Raw genomic sequence first — 17,503 nt, forward strand, 5'->3', positions numbered from 1 at the left:
AGGGAAATCGCTGGACCCCTCCCGACAAGTCCGATTTTGGTTGGAATTCCTACGGAAGAATCGATCAGGAAGGATTTGTTATAATTTTTCTGGCCAGTTTAACTTCTCCGCTAAAGCCCTAAGGATTAGGATCAAAGCGTAGGTATCCATCTTGCAATAAGCAATCAGGTCTGACTCCACTCTTATTCTTTCCTGGTCCGAGACATTCTCAGTTTTGATCCTTAAAAATTCGGAGTTAGCGATATGACCCGCGTTGATCGTAAGTTCTTTGTAATTTGCGCCTGTAAGAACGGGGAGAACAACCTTTAAAGAAGTGGTCCCTCCTTGGGCGGGATGATAATAATCGTAGTCCCAAAATGGTTTTGCTAGATCCGAAAAATCAGGCTCTATGGATTGGAACCATTCCTTATATTTTGGATAAGCTTGGACTGATTCCTTCAAACAACGTTTTTCGAAACTATCATTGAATGCAAGAATGGTCCCTCCTGGTTTGATCTGAGAAGAGAGAGATTCTAAGATCCCAAGCCTTGGATCCTTTTCATGATCGTCTATATAAGTATATTCTTCTGGCTTTTCTTTTAGATCATTTCGGATCACATGCAAAGAATATAAAAAAGGAACATGTTGGAAAGGATGGGTATCCTTATAAACAGGAACAGGTGGATTGATTGTTTCAAAATCCAAACAATATAAAGGAAACTTTAATTTGTTAAGAAAAGCCAAAAGTGAATCTTTATCTAGATATTCTTTTCCGGTCTTTATAGCTTCTACTTGGATCTTTTGGCGATGAGTAAATTCAGAATCAGGCTCTACTTCGGAAAGGTTTCGGATCCCTTGATTCCAAAGAGTAAGAGTGAGATCTTTCCCTTCCCTTAATGTGAATAGATCTCCTGGAGGAGAATCTGAATAACAGGATTCTGGATGGATACAATTTCTGGGATGATCACAATGTTTGGAAGAGGTGATAGAAGGAATTTTATCTTTTTCTAATACTTCTAGGAGATTATATGCTTTTTCTTTGATATCTCCCAGATTTGCCAAAGTTTCCTTGCTACAATCTTTTTTATGAAATAATCGATTCGGATCTATTTCTGCTCCCGTATAAGAATATTCTGAACTTACTGTCCATACTTGGGTAGAACTTACCTTATATCCTGCTTCTTCCAAAACCATTCTGATAAAAGAAAGTTCCGAGATATGAGTTCTTTTAGCAGAAGAGGATGCTTTGATGATAATTGCCTGCCAACCTTCTTCATTAGGAATTAGAAAGTCAGCTCTTGTATCAAAAAATTTTGTTCTAACACAAGCGCCTTTGACAGGTTGTTTTGAATCTAGATACGATCTGGTTTTTGAATCTTTATATCCTGCATGTTTTGCATCTGGAAAAAGATTACCTGCAATATCTTTGAGTAAGGACTTTTGTTTGGGAGAAATGAACTGATTGGAAATATCGAATTCATAATTCGGCTCTTTTAGAAATTTCCAAAATTGTAATTCACAATATTGTCCTGTTTGGAAAGCGGATCTTCCTAAGAGAGGAAGTTCTTTTTCCCTGTAGGGAGCCAGAACATCGAATAGAAGTTTTCGTCTGAGTGTTTCCGGAAAGAGAAAAGACAACCGCCGAATCGAGGTTCTTAGTAATTTAGGAACCGAATCCATGGCGGAGTCTTTTCTTGTCCGAGGGGAAAAATTCCCGAGATCGGAAAGTTTAAGCCAAAAGTACCTTAATGTCTTTCGGGCTGGATGCGCTGTAAATTTTGTTCTCAGAAGTTCCCAAGTTTGCTTGGGTTAGTTTTTGAGAAACAACGCTTGGTCCAAAATCGATACCGACTAACTTAGGAGTTTTAACAAAAGTAGTCGTTGCTTTGTCCCAGTAAAGAGCTTTGATCAGAACTTCTCTGAATAAAGGTAAACTGATGTCCGCTTCGTTCTGGTAATTTCTTCCATCAAAGATAGAATAAACTGGGATTTTCAGATCAGAACCTTTATAGCTGAATCCGATTCTTTCCATATCTTTTGGAACAGTTTTTTCAGTCTCGTCCATGATAGGGCAATGGAAAGGAGCAGTAGTTCTTAAGTAGACGAATTTTACTTTTTTCTCATCCATCTCTGCTTTGAACTTTTTGCGTAGAGCAAGAAGAGCTTCTGGATTTCCAGAAACGATATTTGAATCAGGAGTATTGAATAGAGAAACATAAATTGCTTTAGTTCCGCTGAGCCCAAGCTCTGTATTTGTCTGTTGAACTCTTTCTGAAAGTTCAGCAGCACTATAACCGATGACTGCAACCATTGGAGCAGGCTGTTTGTCTCCGATCTCTTCGTTTCCTTTTAGAACTTCTTCAGAAGGATTAAAAATTCCATAAAGTTCCTGAGCTCTGTATCCAAGATATAGAACGAATTTCAAAAACTTAGTATATTCTTTGTAGAAGTCAGCGCCTTCTTTTCCTAATGCAATTAATACTGCAGGAATAATCCCTTGGCTATGACCGGTTGCTCCAGAAGCATTTGCGATTAATTCAGAAGTAGCGAAACCTTTGTTAACTAAAGAGACGTAATTTGCTGTTTGTGTAAGGAAGATACCTACGATAGAAACTGTAGCGCTGCAGAGATAGTTTTCGTCTGGAGCGGATTCTGGATTTTTGATCCAAGATTCGAAATCATATCCTTGAGAGATGATATCTTTTCTTAAGCTAGGAACTTCCTCTGCTAGAGCTTTGAAAGCTGTATCAAACAATTCTTTTAAAGAAGGATCTGTTTCGTAAAGTTTGGAAAGTTCCTTCAACCAAGGAGAACCTTGGCCCCCAAATTGCAAAAATAGTTTATTGCCTTGAGCTTTTGCTTCATTCAAAAAGTTTGCTACTGCCATACAATGCCTTGTTATAAGTCGTTAGAAGATGCTTTTCTTTCTAGCCTTGGGTTCGCAATTCTTTTTTAATGAGCTTTTTTGCCATCCGTTGCTGTTCGTAAAGAACGACCGTTCCATTAAACATCCGTTTATTCCCTTGAAATCTCTCAAAACCTTGTGGTTCGGTCTTTCTCCGGGAAAATGATTGACCTAGTCGGGTCCGCATGAGGTTATTCTTTCCGAAACCCTTCTAATTAGAAATATCTTCCAATCTCCGGTAGGACCGGACAGAAAACAATATGATAAAAGTAAGGAACCTTTCCAAATTTTACGGAGAGAAATTAGCCATTGATCGCCTGAATTTCGAACTCAAAGAGGGAGAAATTGTAGGCTTACTTGGCCTTAACGGTGCAGGAAAAACAACCACGATCCGGATACTCACTGGTTACCTAATGGCGACCGATGGGTTATGCGAGTTCAACGGACTTAACACATTCGAACATCCTATTGATGTAAAGAAGAAGATCGGTTATCTTCCGGAAACTCCTCCTTTGTATCCTGAATTAACTGTGAGTGAGTATCTCACTTTCGCAGCTCGGATCAAACAGATCTCAGAAGAAGATATTCCTTCCGAGCTGAATCGAGTTTTAGGTCTTACTGATCTTACTCAAGTAAAAGAAAAGGTGATCGAAACTCTTTCTTTAGGATTCAGAAAGAGGGTAGGGATTGCTCAGGCTATTTTAGGAAATCCTGAAATTATTATCATGGATGAACCTATTTCAGGCTTGGACCCGAAACAAATAGTAGAAATTCGTAATCTAATTCATGGTTTGAAGGAAAAGCATACAATTCTTCTTTCTAGCCATATTCTTCCTGAAGTTTACAAAACATGTAATCGATTCCTTTTCTTGCATAAAGGAAGATTGGTATACCAATGTGATCGCCAGGAATTGGAAAGAGAGATGGAAAATCTTTCTGGTCTCGAAGTAACCTTGTCCGGAAAATCCAGATCGGAAACCGAATCCTATTTGAGCGGTGTTGCAAGCAAGTTAGGTGCGACATTCAAATTCGTGGGAGAAGATTCGGTAGGTTCTACATTCTTGATCAACACTTCTTCCGAAAGAAAGTTTAAAGAAGAATTATATTCGGGAATTTCTTCTTCCGGTATCCTGCCTGAATTTATTCGCAAGCAGGATGTGACCTTAGAACAAATCTTTATGAACAAGGTTTAATTCATGTTTCGAAATATTAAATGGATCTTCTGGAAAGAAGTCAGGGTATTTTTTGGTACCTACTTGGCTCCTTTGGTTTTAGGCGGGACTGCGTTCTTAAATTCATTATTCGTATTGATCTTGAATTTTAACTCAGGAACAAATTATACCGAAACCACAATCATTACTTTTATCTCTTTTATGAGTACAATGTTGATCGCGATGTTGATCGTAGCAATGGGCTCTATCACGGAAGAAAAAAACAGAGGAACGTTGGAGTTCCTATTCACTGCTCCGATTTCAGATATGGAGATCGTAGTAGGTAAGTTTTTATTCGGAACATTTGTTTGTGCGATCATCTCAATCGCTGTGGATGGGCTCTTTCCTATGTTCCTTTATTTTTTCTGGAAAGCTCCTTTATATATCGTTGCTTCCGGAACTATCGGAGTCTTCTTACTCGGGTTATTTACTTTTGCAGTGGGATTATTCGGATCCAGTTTGGGCAAAAATCAAATGATCTCTCTTTTGATCTCAATTGCGATCTTGTTAACTCTATGGGTGATCGGATACTTCTCCCATTTATTCGACGCTGCAACAAGAAGTGTTTTATTTCACTTACATATATTCACTCACTTTATCAGTTTTTCAAAAGGAGTGCTCCCTTTGAGCAGTACCGTTTTCTTTATCAGCGGAACGATCTTCTTTTTGTATCTGACCGTAAAAGTTTTGGAATCTAGGAGATGGAGAGGATGAAATCAAATCTAATTTCCAGAATTCTTTCCTGGGCATCGATCGTATTATTATTACTCTTCTTCCCGATTTATGAATCTTTTTCAAGTGCGGGGCTCAGATGGGCGACTTCAATCATCGTTTTATCTGTCATTGCTGGATCTGGATTTTTATCCTATATAGGATCCAAAAAAGAAGATAAAGAAATCAATTTACTCATTTCTTCCGGACTCGGAATTATATCTTTGGGAATTTATTTCCTGAGAGTTTATCTGGAAGATCTTTCTTTGCAAAAAGGTGGAACAGCTCCTGTTTGGATCACAAACTTTAGAGAATTCCTTTTGGTATTCTTAGTTCTTTTTGTATTAGGAAGTGTATTCTTAGGAATATTAAGAGAATGGGAAAGAAGTTCTTTTGAGAATCAATCCAGTCTTAAGGGAAGAAAACAAAGCCTTGTTCGAGACTTTTTCCTCGGAACAGGGATACTTCTTCTTATTTTAATATTAGCGAATTATATTTCTGTAATGAGAAATCATAATTTCGATCTAAGCTCCAAGGGAGTTCATTCCTTCTCCATTGAAGCTAAAAAGATCTTAAAAGAAATTCCAGAAGGGGCAGAAGTAGACGTAATCGCTTTTTATCCACGCCCACTCGATAGCACTGCAAGAAATGCAGATGGAAGTTCTTCTTTAGCTCTAAAAAGAATTCGCCCCGATCTTGAAATTTTACTCAGCCAAATGGTTTCTATCCATCCTGGATTCAAAGTAAAATTTATCAATGCAGATGTGGAGTTGGACGAGATCGCTGAATTTGGACAAGTCTCCAATGGAAACATTTTGATACGTTTTCGTAAAGCGGGTGCAACAGCTGGACCTTATCCTGAACAAAAGGTCGGAGTAAAAGATAAATCCGAATTAGAAGATTTGGAAAGAAGATTAGTCCAGGCTTTTATGAACGTTACCACAAAGGAACGTAAAGTTTACTTCACAGAAGCGAATGGAGAGAGATATTCTCAGACTTTCCAAAATCTTCCGAATGAAAAACTAGTTCGTTTTGCAGATGCATTATCCTTTTTGAATTTTAAATCTACAGGGATTGGTTTCCAAAACAATTGGCCTTCTAAAATCCCGGATGATGCAGAATTTTTAGTTATAGCAGGACCTACTGTTCCATTCTCTCCAGAGGCAAAAGTTTCTATTTTAGATTTTGTTTTTAAGAAGAAGGGAAAACTTTTCATTACTATCGAACAAAGAGGCGGAGAAAGTTTTGATTGGCTCTTGCAAGAAGCAGGTTATTCTTTTGCAAAGGGAAATCTTTCTCAAAGTCCAGGTAGGGCTCCAGGTTTGATCCTTACAAAGGCATTCAGAGATCATGCGATCGAAGAATCACTTTCTAAAAAAGATACCGGTATCGTATTCCCTTACGGAGGATATTTCGAGCAGAAACCTTCTTCGAATCCTTCTGATATGAAGTTAGATGCCTCTATCCTTTTGGAAACGGGTGGAGATGTTTATATAGATAAGAACGGAAATGGAAAACAAGAGAAGGAAGAAGAGAAAAAAAATCTTCCGATCGCTTTGGTATTAAAGACTAAAGCAGCAGCTCCTGTTATTCCAGCTGCAGATCCGAATGCACCTCCTACGACCTTGCCTGAAACAAAATCAGAAGACGAGGGCAGGATCGTGATCTATTCGGGAACTTCTTGGATTACGAACCAATATATTCCTTATGAAGCAAACTATGAACTTGCTGGCGCTTCGGTGACTTGGATGTACCAAGATGTTAGTCTTCCTGCGATCGCTCCTAAAAAAGAAGAGATCGAAACAGTTTCTTTAACAGACGGACAGAAAAGAGCAGTTTGGATTTTGGGAATGTTCTTATTCCCTGGACTCATTGCAGGTCTTGGATCCATTTACGTAATTAAACGCAAAAAGGCCGGACAGAAAGATGCGAAATAAACTCTATCTACTCGGCCTAGTTGTTGTTTTACTATTTCTGGCCTTCTTCTTATTAGAAAAAACAAAAGAAGATTCAACTGAAATAGAATACTGGAAACTTTCTTTAGATCGTATCGAATACTATCCCCCTACCGAACAGTGGGTAGAAAGAACCGGAGACAAATTTTATTCTAAACCTTTTACGATCTTTGTGAAAGAAGGGATCAAGAAGAGAGAAAAATTTTTTTCAGTATTGAACAAAGATACTGAAACAGGAAAAGATATAGAATACGAAGGCGGTTATAATTCTGAAAATACCGTCAGAGATTTTGCGACTTATAGAGTAAAAGGAACGGAAGAAGTTTTAGAAGGAATTCAAATTAAAGAATCCTTACAATTAGGAGAGGACTCTCCTAAATTAGTTTTTTATTCCGGCAGTACTTCTAAAACTTTAAGGATCGGAAAAAAACATTCTTTAGGTTCTACTCGAGTGGTCTTGCATGAAGGGCAGATCCGTAATATTCTAACTTCTTCTTCTTATCTGTTTGATAGATTCCAAAAAGGTCCTCAGGATTTCCGTCAAAAAAGTATCCTGACCTTGAATAAGGAATATGTAAAAGAAATTTCTTATATAGATGAGAGCGGGACTTCTATCCGTATCGATAATACACCGTTCGAATCCAATAGTATCAAAAAGAATTTCTGGCGCAGACTTTCCGGAGAGATTATCTTACTAGAGCCAAAGCTTGGAGAAGATCTCTACAGATTTATGACCGGTTTAAAGGTAGAAACTTTTCCGGATGATGAGAATGGCGCGGGATTCGGTATTGGGAATATTCTAGCTCCAAACGCGGAGAAGTCTGAATTTTCTTTAGCGAGTGTAAAGGTTTTGATTTCCGATGGGAACGAGATCGTATATCGTTTTCATAAGGAAACAAGTATAGGAGATAAAAAACTAACTCCTGTGGTCCGAATTATAAATTCTAATTTTAAAGAACCTCCGGTTTATGTAATAGCAAATGCATTTACTCAGATCCAAGCTGCGGCAAACGCAATCAAAGATGCAAAGGCGATTGTAAAACCTGCTAAAGGCAAAACAGGAAATACTTCTCGGAAAAAATAATGTTTTTGATCACGCCGAACTCAGAACTTACTGAAGCAGAAAAGTCTAAACTTTCTCTTTTAGAGAAAATTTTCAGGGCTCCTACGGAAGCTTTTGATCTGTATCTTAGAAATGTTTCTCTAGGTAGAAAGGAATTATTAAGATTACATTATGCACTTTGGGTGCTTGCTCCGATTTCTAAAATCGCAGGTAATCTGATCAAAATTGTTTTGGATCTTGTTTTCGGAAATGAAGTGGATTTTAATCCATTATCCGGAGTGATCACTTCTCTTATTATCTATCCTGTTTTACTATTAGTAGTTTCGCAGTATGATGTGGTCCGAGTGTTTTATAGAAAAGTGGATCGTACAAAAGGCGAGAATTATCCTGCTGCGGATGTTCTAACTTTGGCATTTTTAGCATTCTCTGCGTCTTCTGTATTTTGGATCTTGCCAAGCCCGATTAACTTAGGGCTGATAGGAATTTCCTTTTTGTATTCGGTTTATCTTTCTTATATTGGAATGAAACGAGTCAGCGGCGTGGACTCTAAAGAAATTCTAATATTCTTTCTTTTTGGAAGTGCTTATCTTTTAAGTATTTCTTTAGTCTTTGTATTCATCTATAATATCATTAGGACATTATTAAATTGAAAATCCATCTGATAGGGATAGGCGGGATCGCAATGGGAAACCTGGCTTCTATGTTAAGAAGTCTAGGTCATGAAGTTTCCGGTTCTGATGCTGGAGTATATCCTCCGATGTCCGATAAATTAAAAGAGTGGGGAATTCCTTACTCCGAAGGTTTTGATGCAGAAAGAGTCAAAGGTAAAGATTTAATTGTAGTTGGAAACGCGATCTCCAGAGGAAACCCTGAGGTAGAAGAAGTCCTAAATTCAGGATTGGAATATGTTTCCATGTCCGCAGCATTAGAAAGATATATTCTTGCTGGAAAAAAAGTAGTAGTGGTTGCGGGAACTCATGGCAAGACAACGACCACATTCTTAATTCATCACTTACTGAAAGAAGTTGGATTGAATCCTGGATTATTCGTAGGTGGAATTCGTAAGGACGGATTTCCTGGTTTCGAATTTACAAACGGAAACTATTTCGTAATCGAAGGGGACGAATACGACACTGCATTTTTCGATAAGGCTTCTAAGTTTTTACATTATAGACCTACATATGCAGTGTTGAATGCATTAGATTTTGATCATGCAGATATATTCAAAGATATCGGAGAGATCGAAACAATGTTTTCTAGATTGCTCAGACTTGTACCTGGAAATGGAAAAGTATATTACTGGGCCGGTGCTTCAAATCTAAAACGAATTTGTGGAGAAGCTTCCAAATTCATAAAATCAGAAGCATTTGAATTTAACAAAAAGGATTCAATTCTCACTTGGAAGAAGGGAGAATTATACTCTGGAGAGAGACTTCTCCGCCCAGGATTTTTCGGAAATCATAATTATAGAAATGCAGAAGTTGCTCTCAGGGTTTGCGAAGAAATATTAAAAAAAGAGAATATTCCTAAAGCCAAGGAAAAACTGTTGGATGCCTTGGAATCCTTTCCAGGTGTAAAACGTAGACAAGAGATATTATTCGAATCTGCCAAAAGTATTCTGATCGAGGACTTTGCCCATCATCCTGTCGCGGTAGAAGAAACTATCCGTTCCGTTAAACAGAGATTTCCTGGTTTTAAAATTATCAGTTTGTTTGAGCCAAGAAGCGCTACTTCTCATCGAAACGTTTTTCAAAAGGAATATTCTTTTGCGTTTAAGGGTTCTGCGGTAACCATGATTACCGAAATTTATAATTTGAAAAAGGTCTCTAAAGATAGCCGTTTGGACGTGAAAAAGCTGATTCTGAAACTTCCAAAACATTCTGGTACCCTTCCATTTTACTGCAAGGACCCCAAGGATCTGGTCCAGAAAGTTCGGAAAATCCTTCCCCAATTCGAGAAGGATAAAATCCTGATCCTAGCCATGTCCAATGGGGCTTTCGGCGGAATTTATCCTTCATTGAAGGAATTGGTCGGATCTAGAAAATGAATCTATCGGAAGAATTAGACAAAATTTTTGAAGAAGCAAATCGTTTGATCGGATCTTCCGTAGACGAAGCGGATCTAGACAAAAATAAGAATGAGTACCTTGGTAAAAAAGGAAAGCTTACTTCAGTACTTAAAAACCTGGCTTCTTTATCTATAGAAGAAAAGAAAACTGTAGGTCAAAAGGCAAATGATCTTTCTAAAAGTTTGGAAGAGATTGTTTCGAAAACTAGAGAAAATCTAAAGACCAAAGGTTTTAAAGAACAATCTGAAAAAGAATGGTTCGATGTTCTTCGTCCTTTGGGTGAAGCTGAACCAGGCACATTACATCCTATTACAAAAATACAATATGAGATCGAGGACATTTTCACCTCGATGGGTTTTGAGATCTGGGATGGACCAGAAGTAGAAACAGATTTTAATAATTTTGGTGCCTTAAATTTTACTGATGATCACCCTGCTAGAGATATGCAGGATACTTTCTATTTAGAAAATGGAAACCTTCTCCGCACACATACTTCTGCGATCCAAGTTCGTGCATTAAGAAAATTGAAACCGCCTTTCAAGATCATTGGACCCGGTCGTGTATTCCGTTACGAAGAAGTGGACGCTTCTCATGAAACATCTTTCTATCAGATAGAAGGTATGGTAGTTGGGAAAGATATCTCCGCGGGCAATATGCTTTATACGATGGAAGTCCTACTTTCCAAAGTTTTTGAAAAAGAAGTAAAAACAAGATTAAGACCTGGATTTTTCCCATTCGTAGAACCTGCATTCGAGTTAGATATTAACTGTCAGGTTTGTGGAGGAAGTGGTTGCTCCGTATGTAAACAATCGGGTTGGTTAGAATTAATGCCTTGCGGTTTGGTTCACCCTAATGTTTTCAAACTGAACGGTTTAGATCCTCAAGAATGGACTGGATTTGCATTCGGACTCGGACTTGATAGATTGGTAATGATGAAATACGGAATTCATGATATCCGTTATTTACATTCAGGCAATCTAAGATTCTTAAAACAATTCTAATATGATTATCACTCCGATCCAAACCAGATGGAACGATTTGGATCCTTTCGCTCATGTGAATAATGCAAGATACATGTCTTATTTTGAAATAGGGCGAGTGGATTATTGTTCTAAAAAATTTAATACAAAAGATATTTATGATGTTCCATTCTTACTTGCGAGAATGGAAGTAGATATGCTCAAAGCGGTGGAACTATTTCATCCAATAGAAGTTTGGACCTGTGTTTCTAAAATAGGAAACAAGTCTTGGGATTTTACTTCTTTGATAAGACATTCGGAAACCAAAGAAATTTTTACCAAAGCAAAAACAGTCCAAGTATCTTACGATCATCGTAATAAAACTTCGATCCCGATCCCTGATTGGATCCGCAAAATTTTGGAAGAAGATTTGGAGATATTCAAAACATCTTTCGAAAAAGGGAATTGAATTCTCCATTTACAATCATACCTCAAACCTATATTCTTAATCTTCTCCCATAGGAAGTTCTAAAGGTTTTCCTGTTTCTGCTAAACTTTTCATAGAAGATAAAACTCTCGCCCATCCTCCATCTGCAGAACGTTCGTAAGAAGGATCTCCTTCTTTGATTTGATCGTTCACAAGTTTTAATCTGGTTAATTTACCATAAGGTTCCAAGCTATAAACTGTTCTGGATTCAAAGTTTTTATAATGTTCTCCGTATACAGAACCTACTAAAAGAGTCATTGATAGAATTTTGTTCGGAATAATTTCTAAAATTTTTCCTTCTACATGGACTGTTTTATCTCCCGAAAGTCCAGGGCCGATGTATGCGTAATTACTTCCTGTTTTGAAATCAGATTCGATCCCACATCCATGAAAAATTTTGCTACTTTCTTCTTTAGAAACTAAAATGTTCCAAACCTGTTCTGGTTTAGCTGCTATATAAATTTCGTATTTGATTTCCATATTATCTCGTTTAGTTCGATCCGATCGATCTTCTCCCATTTTTGTAGGAAGAAGAATAACAGAGCACTAAACAAAAAGATTGTAAAAACGCGACAAATGAGGAGAATTTGGAAGAAATAATTCCAGGGTTCTATCTTGAAAACAGACTTAAACAGACCGAGAGGGATCATCAAATCCATTACAGGAGAGAATTGGAGTTTAACAAGAAGTGCTCCTTCTAAGGGTTTAAGTTTTTTCGTAGAACATTATTGGTCTGTTCGTTGGGACATGAGAGAAGCAGGACCAATGGTACAAGAAAATCTTCCTCATCCTTCTGTTCATTTGGTATTTGAAAAAGAGAATACTAAAATTTTCGGAGTGGTTAGCGGTAGGTTCGCACAAAGGTTAGAAGGAGAAGGTAGTGTATTCGGGATTAAATTTAAACCCGGTGCATTCTATCCTTTTTATAAAAAATCAGTTTCTGAAATCACTGATAAAACAATTCGAATAGAAGAAGTTTTTGGAATTCCAACAGAACCTTTAGAAAGAGAAGTATTTGAATTAGATTCTGAATCAGATCGTGTACAATTTGCAGAAAATTTTTTATACGATAGGCTTCCAGAAGAAGATAAAACGATCACCTGGATTAACGAGCTAACCGAAAAAGTTTCCAATGATAGATCTATATTAAAAGTAGAAGATATGGTGAAACTTTCTGGAATGAATAAACGATCTTTGCAAAGGATATTCAACCAGTATGTGGGAGTTAGTCCTAAATGGGTGATCAATCGATATAGAATGTTCGAGATCTTGGATCGTATTACCAAAGATACGGACTGGGTCGAGTTAGCACTCGAATTGGGATACTTTGACCAGGCCCATTTTATAAAAGATTTCAAAAGAATGGTAGGTAAAAGTCCGGAAGAATATTCCAAAAGTATTCCCGAATCTTAAATAGATCTATAACCGAGCTACTCCACGCAGTTTACCTGGCATTCTGCTCCTGCTTTTTTTAGGATCTTAACTATATTAGGATTTTCGTATCGATTCTTTTGGACAGCCCAGTCCATAGGAGTCCAACCAATATTATCTTTTTCGTTTACTCTTGCGCCTGCTTGGATCAAAAGTTTTAAGGATTCAGGATCTCCACTTTCTGCAGCCTTATGAACGGGTGTCCAACCCTCATCATTCTTCATGTTTAGATCGGCTCCTCTTTGCAAAAGTAATCTTGTGATATCCGGGTATTGAACTGCTAGATGTAAAGGTGTCATTCCATCGTTTCTAGTTGCATTTGGATCTGCTCCAGATCTTAAGAATAAAGTGCATAACTCATAAAAACCATGAAGCACTGCTCTATGCAGAGGTGTTTCTCCTTCTCCGTTTTTGGAATTTAATTCTGCTCCAATCTGTAAGAGGAACGAAGATACTTCATAATATCCAAAACCCGCTGACTTATGCAAAGGAGTATTATCCATATAATCTTTTGTATTCGGATCTGAACCTCTTAGCACAAATCGATTGATATCATCAATTTTTCTTTGGCGAACAGATTCGAAAAAGTCTGAATCCAAACTTGGATTTGTTTTGAGAGAATTTCTTAAAATTTTCAAAGAATCGGGACTGATCAGGATCGTATCATTTTCCGCTAATCTTTGTGCAGCGTTTTTGCCTGATTCAGGTTGGATAGAATTCGGATTTGCTCCTAACTTGATGCATGTATCTACCTGTGTTTTGGATTTTTTATCGATTCCTTCATGAAGAAGAAGGTTCGCAGTTTCTTGATCGAATAAGTTTTTACCAACCTGAGGAGCTGCCTTGGTACGGAAATGATTGAAATACTTGATCTGCTCTTCTGAAACGAATTCCGACCTCGCTAAAACTTCAAGGATCTGTTTGAAACCTTCTCCTATCTTTTCTATATAATTTTTTTGACGATCCGGATCTGATTCTAATGCTTCTGCAAGAAATGATTTTTCTAAACTCTGATATAATCCGGAAAGTTTACTTTGTAGATAAGATCTTCCTGTAGTTTCAGAAGTTAAAATCTTTCTTTCTACTCTTGATTTTAATGCAGAAGATTCTGGTCCGGATTTTAATTTGACAAGTTCACTGCGAACAGATCTATAATTTAAGATAGCTCCTGTAAAATCGAAATCTGAGTAGAGTCTATCTCCTTCTTTCTCTTGGAGACCAAAGATCAGAAAATTTAATTTTTCGATCCGATCATCTAATGCTTTTTCAAATTCAGACAATCTAAAAGAAGAAGGTGTTTTGGTTATATATTCTTTTTTAAGATCCTTATATTGCTCATTTAATCTTTTTAAAAAAGAAACTTCTCCACCTTTCTGAGCAGATAGGTCCATTTCGGAAAACTTGTCCTTATATATTAGGAAATATGAATTAGATATTTTGCCTCGGATATTTTTTAGATAATCCGACATTTCCGTTTTGGATCTATCTGAAAGCCTTTGTTCTAATGCATTTAAGGTATCCACATATTCTGGAATAGATTTTTCGTAGAGTTTTTCTTTTACTAGATCATCTGCTTTAGAAAGTTTTGGTCTGATCGTTTCTATAAAACTTTTAGCACTTTGATCCTCTATTTTGAAATTCAGAACATTGATCTCACCTGTTTTGTCGTCTTGGACCTTAAAACTGGGAAATTCTACCTTCTCCACTACTCCAGGAAATGCGGCTGCAAAATTGATTGCATATCTTGGATCGATTAGTTTTCGTCCTGCTTCAGAAGAATAATAATCTATTTGGTATTCCGGAAATTCCAGATCGAAAGAAGTTTTGATCGTATAAGTTAGTGCAACTGAATCTCTTTTTTGAGATCTTAAATTTATCTTATAACCTTTATTCGAAAGAAAGATAGTACCTGAAATTAATTCATCTGCATCGATTGCATCTGCTATCTGTTTCATGCAGATCTCGTCGCTACAGTTTAACTTTTGGTTTAACTCTACTTGTTTAAGAAGTGCAGCTAAAGAATCATCGTCGGCTATATTATATTTTCCTTCAAAATTTTTTAATATAGAATTGATGATCCCGTTCCTAAATCTACTTTCTAAATATTTTGGAACTCCATTCTCTAATTTGAGTTTATGGATATAGATCTTCTGGACTGAATTTTCTTTGGCGAAAAGTTCTGAACCGGAGAGAAGGAAAATTAGAGAGATACAAGCAATTTTTAAAAAAGCGCCCCTTGTAGGAGTTACAACAACGCGAGGCTGCCTATTGACATTCTCTTTATAGTCAACCTTTACATAGGCCCGCGGCATTACAGAAATCTTTTCCAAAGGACTATCTCCTATTTTCCAGAACGGAAATCATTTTGGACCAGTTTTCTTTGGTGTATCCATATTCTTTGAATAGGACGTTTTTCTTTTGGACCACCATGGTTGTAGGAGTTCCAGGGAATTCTAAAATTCTCATGCTGGTTTGTAGACTATCAAAATATAAAGAGGCTTGTTTTTTGATCCCAAGTTCGTTTGCCAATTTGGAAACAGAACTTGGATCATCTCCTACAAAAACGATCCAAAGATGTAATTTTGTTTTTGGATGAGAGCCGTTCCATTTTTTAGAATATTCTAATAGATTTGGAACTTCTTCTTTGCAAGGAGGACAATCTGAACTTGTGAAATTTAGAATGACTAGATCTCCTTCTGGGATTTGGTTAAGCTCTTGGTATAATGTTTTTCTTTCTAGATCCAAGGAATATAAGGGAATATTCGGAATCTCGTTTTGATCTTTTGGACCTGCAGTTAAATTTCCGATAGAAAGTAATGAGATTAGAACCCAGAGGATCGTTTTCATACAAAAATCAAAAGAGATTTCCCTTTTGAAAATTGGACCCAGGTTAGTGAAGATTTACTCCCAGGGTTTTTAGATTTAGAATGAAGTTCTAAAAATTAGGAATGGATTTGGGACCAGTTAATCTTCTTCGCTTGTGAATGTGAAAACGAAAGAAGCTAATATACTTAGGACAGATTGGTAGAATACCCAAAGCCAAACCAGTTTTACAGGAAAGGCTCCCGTAAATTGGGAAATTGCTAGAGCGGGAGCTACAAAGGCAGCGATCGAAAAACAAATCCCAGTGAGCAATCCACCTAAAAGTCCGTAAGGTAATGCCGGTCTAACAAGAGATGCTAATATTCCAATGAAGAATACTTCTAAGACGTCCGCTACGATAGGTCCGATCCAAAATACTTGGGACATAGGAACGAAGAAGTTTTTTAAGTTTGGATCAAAATAGAAAGTAGAGAATAATAAAGTTCGAAGGGAAACAGAGGCTACTTCCCAAATTCCAAGAGCTACGAAAAACCTAAGTAAGAATTGATTCCAATCTTTTGCTGTGCGTAAACCCATATAAACGAAAAGCCCGGGAATACCGGGCTTTTCCATTCTTTTTTTGTAGAAAGAATTTATTTTCCGACTACGAAAACGTAATTGGTGGTTGCTGATCCTCCGATATTGAGCATCAGTCCATTTTTAGCGCCTTCTACTTGGTAATCACCTGCGGTTCCAGTAACTTGTTTGTAGATGTCTAACATCATTCTAACACCGGAAGCTCCAACAGGGTGTCCCGCTCCGATAAGTCCACCGGATGGGTTGATTGGTTTTTTACCGTGGAAGTCGATCACTCCGTCTTCGATTGCTTCGTGCTCTTTACCAGGTTGAGTGATCCCGAAAGCGGAGATCGCTGCATACTCGGAAGAAGTGAAACAGTCGTGAGTTTCGAAAACATCGATGTCCTTAGTATTCATACCAGAACGATCGAATGCATCTTTAACGGTTTGACGAGTCCAAGGAAGAACCCATTTGTCACCTTTAGATTCAGCAACTTTTGCTTCAAAAGTGATTGGAGCAACTCTATGTCCCCATCCTTTGATCTTAGGATAAGCAGAAAGTTTAGTTCCTTTTTTCTTAGCGAATTCTTCTGCGTAATTTTTGTTAGCAAGAACCACTAACGCAGCGCCATCAGTTACTTGAGAACAGTCGGTGATCGCAAGGCGTCCACCCACTGCCATATTAAACTCTCCACCTCTTGTGTTTGCATGTTCATTGTTCATGAACCAAGAGCGAGTTTGAGCTTTAGGGTTACGTTTCGCGTTTGCGTAATTAATTCTAGAAATTTCCGCAAGAGCTCCCATATAACGTTTTTCATCTAACTTATAACGCTCTAAAAGAACGTCTGCGAGTTTTCCGAAAAGTTTAGGGAACGGGAATTGAACTCCCTTCGCTTCTTTTTCGTAATAAGCTGCTGTTCCTAAGAAGTCTCCTCCAACGGAAGAAGAAACTGTCTTCATGATCTCCATACCAACAACGATCGCTACATCATAATCTTTAGCGCGAAGTTTAGTTTGAGCTGCATCAAGAGCAACAGATCCGGAAGCGCAAGCTGCCTCATAACGAGCGCCTGGAACTCCGAAGAAACAAGGATCTACTTCAGTTAAGAAAGCGCCCAAATGTCCTTGGACTGCATATTGTTCTGCATCGAAGTTTCCAACGAAAACACCAATACGATTTTGTTTGTTTAATTTTTTGATTTCGTCAGGAGTAAGACCAACTTTTTCTAGTCCGTCTTGAACGGCTTCCCTGAACAAGGACATGAAGGTTTTTCCTTCTTTAGTCCAGTTACGTTGGAAGTCTGTTTGCTCTCCGCCGAGTACGTAAACTGCATCTTTCATGTAATCTTTCCTC

At 37.6% G+C, this 17,503-nt stretch carries 16 protein-coding genes; 9 read left to right on the plus strand and 7 right to left on the minus strand.

Translation table 11 applies throughout. The features are described from left to right. Window positions 1-78: 78 nt before the first annotated feature. Together CH362_RS02760 and CH362_RS02765 are read right to left on the minus strand one after the other, a co-directional pair. Window positions 79-1,659, minus strand: a complete 1,581-nt coding sequence (locus CH362_RS02760) for a DUF2779 domain-containing protein (protein WP_100708806.1) — start codon at window positions 1,657-1,659, stop codon at window positions 79-81. Window positions 1,660-1,708: 49 nt separating this feature from the next. Further along, window positions 1,709-2,866: an ACP S-malonyltransferase gene (locus CH362_RS02765; RefSeq protein WP_100708807.1), complete on the minus strand. Its 1,158-nt coding sequence runs from the start codon at window positions 2,864-2,866 to the stop codon at window positions 1,709-1,711. 278 nt (window positions 2,867-3,144) lie between these two features. Between CH362_RS02765 and CH362_RS02770 the strand changes: the two genes are divergently transcribed. Genes CH362_RS02770 through CH362_RS02805 form a run of 8 tightly spaced genes read left to right on the plus strand, consistent with a single transcriptional unit; the run spans window position 3,145 to window position 11,320 of the window. Next, window positions 3,145-4,077, plus strand: coding sequence for an ABC transporter ATP-binding protein (locus tag CH362_RS02770; protein WP_100708808.1), 933 nt, complete (start codon window positions 3,145-3,147; stop codon window positions 4,075-4,077). Window positions 4,078-4,080: 3 nt separating this feature from the next. Next, window positions 4,081-4,809 (plus strand): ABC transporter permease, encoded by a 729-nt coding sequence (locus tag CH362_RS02775; RefSeq protein ID WP_100708809.1) that lies wholly within the window; start codon window positions 4,081-4,083, stop codon window positions 4,807-4,809. Next, window positions 4,806-6,743 (plus strand): motility-associated ABC transporter substrate-binding family protein, encoded by a 1,938-nt coding sequence (locus CH362_RS02780; protein ID WP_100708810.1) that lies wholly within the window; start codon window positions 4,806-4,808, stop codon window positions 6,741-6,743. The genes CH362_RS02775 and CH362_RS02780 overlap by 4 nt, the downstream gene beginning before the upstream one ends. Further along, the gene (locus tag CH362_RS02785) at window positions 6,733-7,845 is read left to right on the plus strand and encodes a DUF4340 domain-containing protein (RefSeq protein ID WP_100708811.1); all 1,113 of its coding nucleotides are present in this window, start codon (window positions 6,733-6,735) and stop codon (window positions 7,843-7,845) included. Before CH362_RS02780 ends, CH362_RS02785 begins: the two co-directional genes overlap by 11 nt. Further along, window positions 7,845-8,474: a hypothetical protein gene (locus CH362_RS02790; RefSeq protein ID WP_100708812.1), complete on the plus strand. Its 630-nt coding sequence runs from the start codon at window positions 7,845-7,847 to the stop codon at window positions 8,472-8,474. The genes CH362_RS02785 and CH362_RS02790 overlap by 1 nt, the downstream gene beginning before the upstream one ends. Beyond that, entirely contained in the window at window positions 8,471-9,871 is a 1,401-nt protein-coding gene (locus tag CH362_RS02795; RefSeq protein WP_100708813.1) for a UDP-N-acetylmuramate--L-alanine ligase, read from the plus strand. Before CH362_RS02790 ends, CH362_RS02795 begins: the two co-directional genes overlap by 4 nt. Then, window positions 9,868-10,893, plus strand: coding sequence for a phenylalanine--tRNA ligase subunit alpha (gene pheS, locus CH362_RS02800; protein ID WP_100708814.1), 1,026 nt, complete (start codon window positions 9,868-9,870; stop codon window positions 10,891-10,893). The genes CH362_RS02795 and pheS overlap by 4 nt, the downstream gene beginning before the upstream one ends. Before the next feature lies 1 nt (window position 10,894). Continuing rightward, window positions 10,895-11,320 (plus strand): acyl-CoA thioesterase, encoded by a 426-nt coding sequence (locus CH362_RS02805; protein ID WP_100708815.1) that lies wholly within the window; start codon window positions 10,895-10,897, stop codon window positions 11,318-11,320. A 36-nt stretch (window positions 11,321-11,356) separates the two neighbouring features. On the opposite strand, the gene CH362_RS02810 is transcribed toward CH362_RS02805, so the two are convergent. Further along, window positions 11,357-11,818: an SRPBCC domain-containing protein gene (locus CH362_RS02810; RefSeq protein WP_244280457.1), complete on the minus strand. Its 462-nt coding sequence runs from the start codon at window positions 11,816-11,818 to the stop codon at window positions 11,357-11,359. Between the two features lie 135 nt (window positions 11,819-11,953). Here CH362_RS02810 and CH362_RS02815 point away from each other — a divergent pair, with 135 nt between their 5' ends. After that, window positions 11,954-12,751, plus strand: a complete 798-nt coding sequence (locus CH362_RS02815) for a helix-turn-helix domain-containing protein (protein WP_100708816.1) — start codon at window positions 11,954-11,956, stop codon at window positions 12,749-12,751. Window positions 12,752-12,768: 17 nt separating this feature from the next. On the opposite strand, the gene CH362_RS02820 is transcribed toward CH362_RS02815, so the two are convergent. The 4 genes from CH362_RS02820 to CH362_RS02835 form a co-directional block, all read right to left on the minus strand. After that, complete coding sequence (locus CH362_RS02820) at window positions 12,769-15,099, minus strand: ankyrin repeat domain-containing protein (protein ID WP_244280458.1); 2,331 nt, start codon at window positions 15,097-15,099, stop codon at window positions 12,769-12,771. Between the two features lie 4 nt (window positions 15,100-15,103). Further along, window positions 15,104-15,616, minus strand: coding sequence for a TlpA family protein disulfide reductase (locus CH362_RS02825; RefSeq protein ID WP_100708817.1), 513 nt, complete (start codon window positions 15,614-15,616; stop codon window positions 15,104-15,106). A 117-nt stretch (window positions 15,617-15,733) separates the two neighbouring features. Further along, window positions 15,734-16,168 (minus strand): hypothetical protein, encoded by a 435-nt coding sequence (locus tag CH362_RS02830; protein WP_208859517.1) that lies wholly within the window; start codon window positions 16,166-16,168, stop codon window positions 15,734-15,736. 56 nt (window positions 16,169-16,224) lie between these two features. Continuing rightward, complete coding sequence (locus CH362_RS02835; protein ID WP_100708819.1) at window positions 16,225-17,490, minus strand: acetyl-CoA acetyltransferase; 1,266 nt, start codon at window positions 17,488-17,490, stop codon at window positions 16,225-16,227. Between the last annotated feature and the right edge of the window lie 13 nt (window positions 17,491-17,503).

This window comes from Leptospira saintgironsiae (assembly GCF_002811765.1).
In the GTDB taxonomy this organism is placed as follows: Bacteria; Spirochaetota; Leptospiria; order Leptospirales; family Leptospiraceae; genus Leptospira_B; species Leptospira_B saintgironsiae.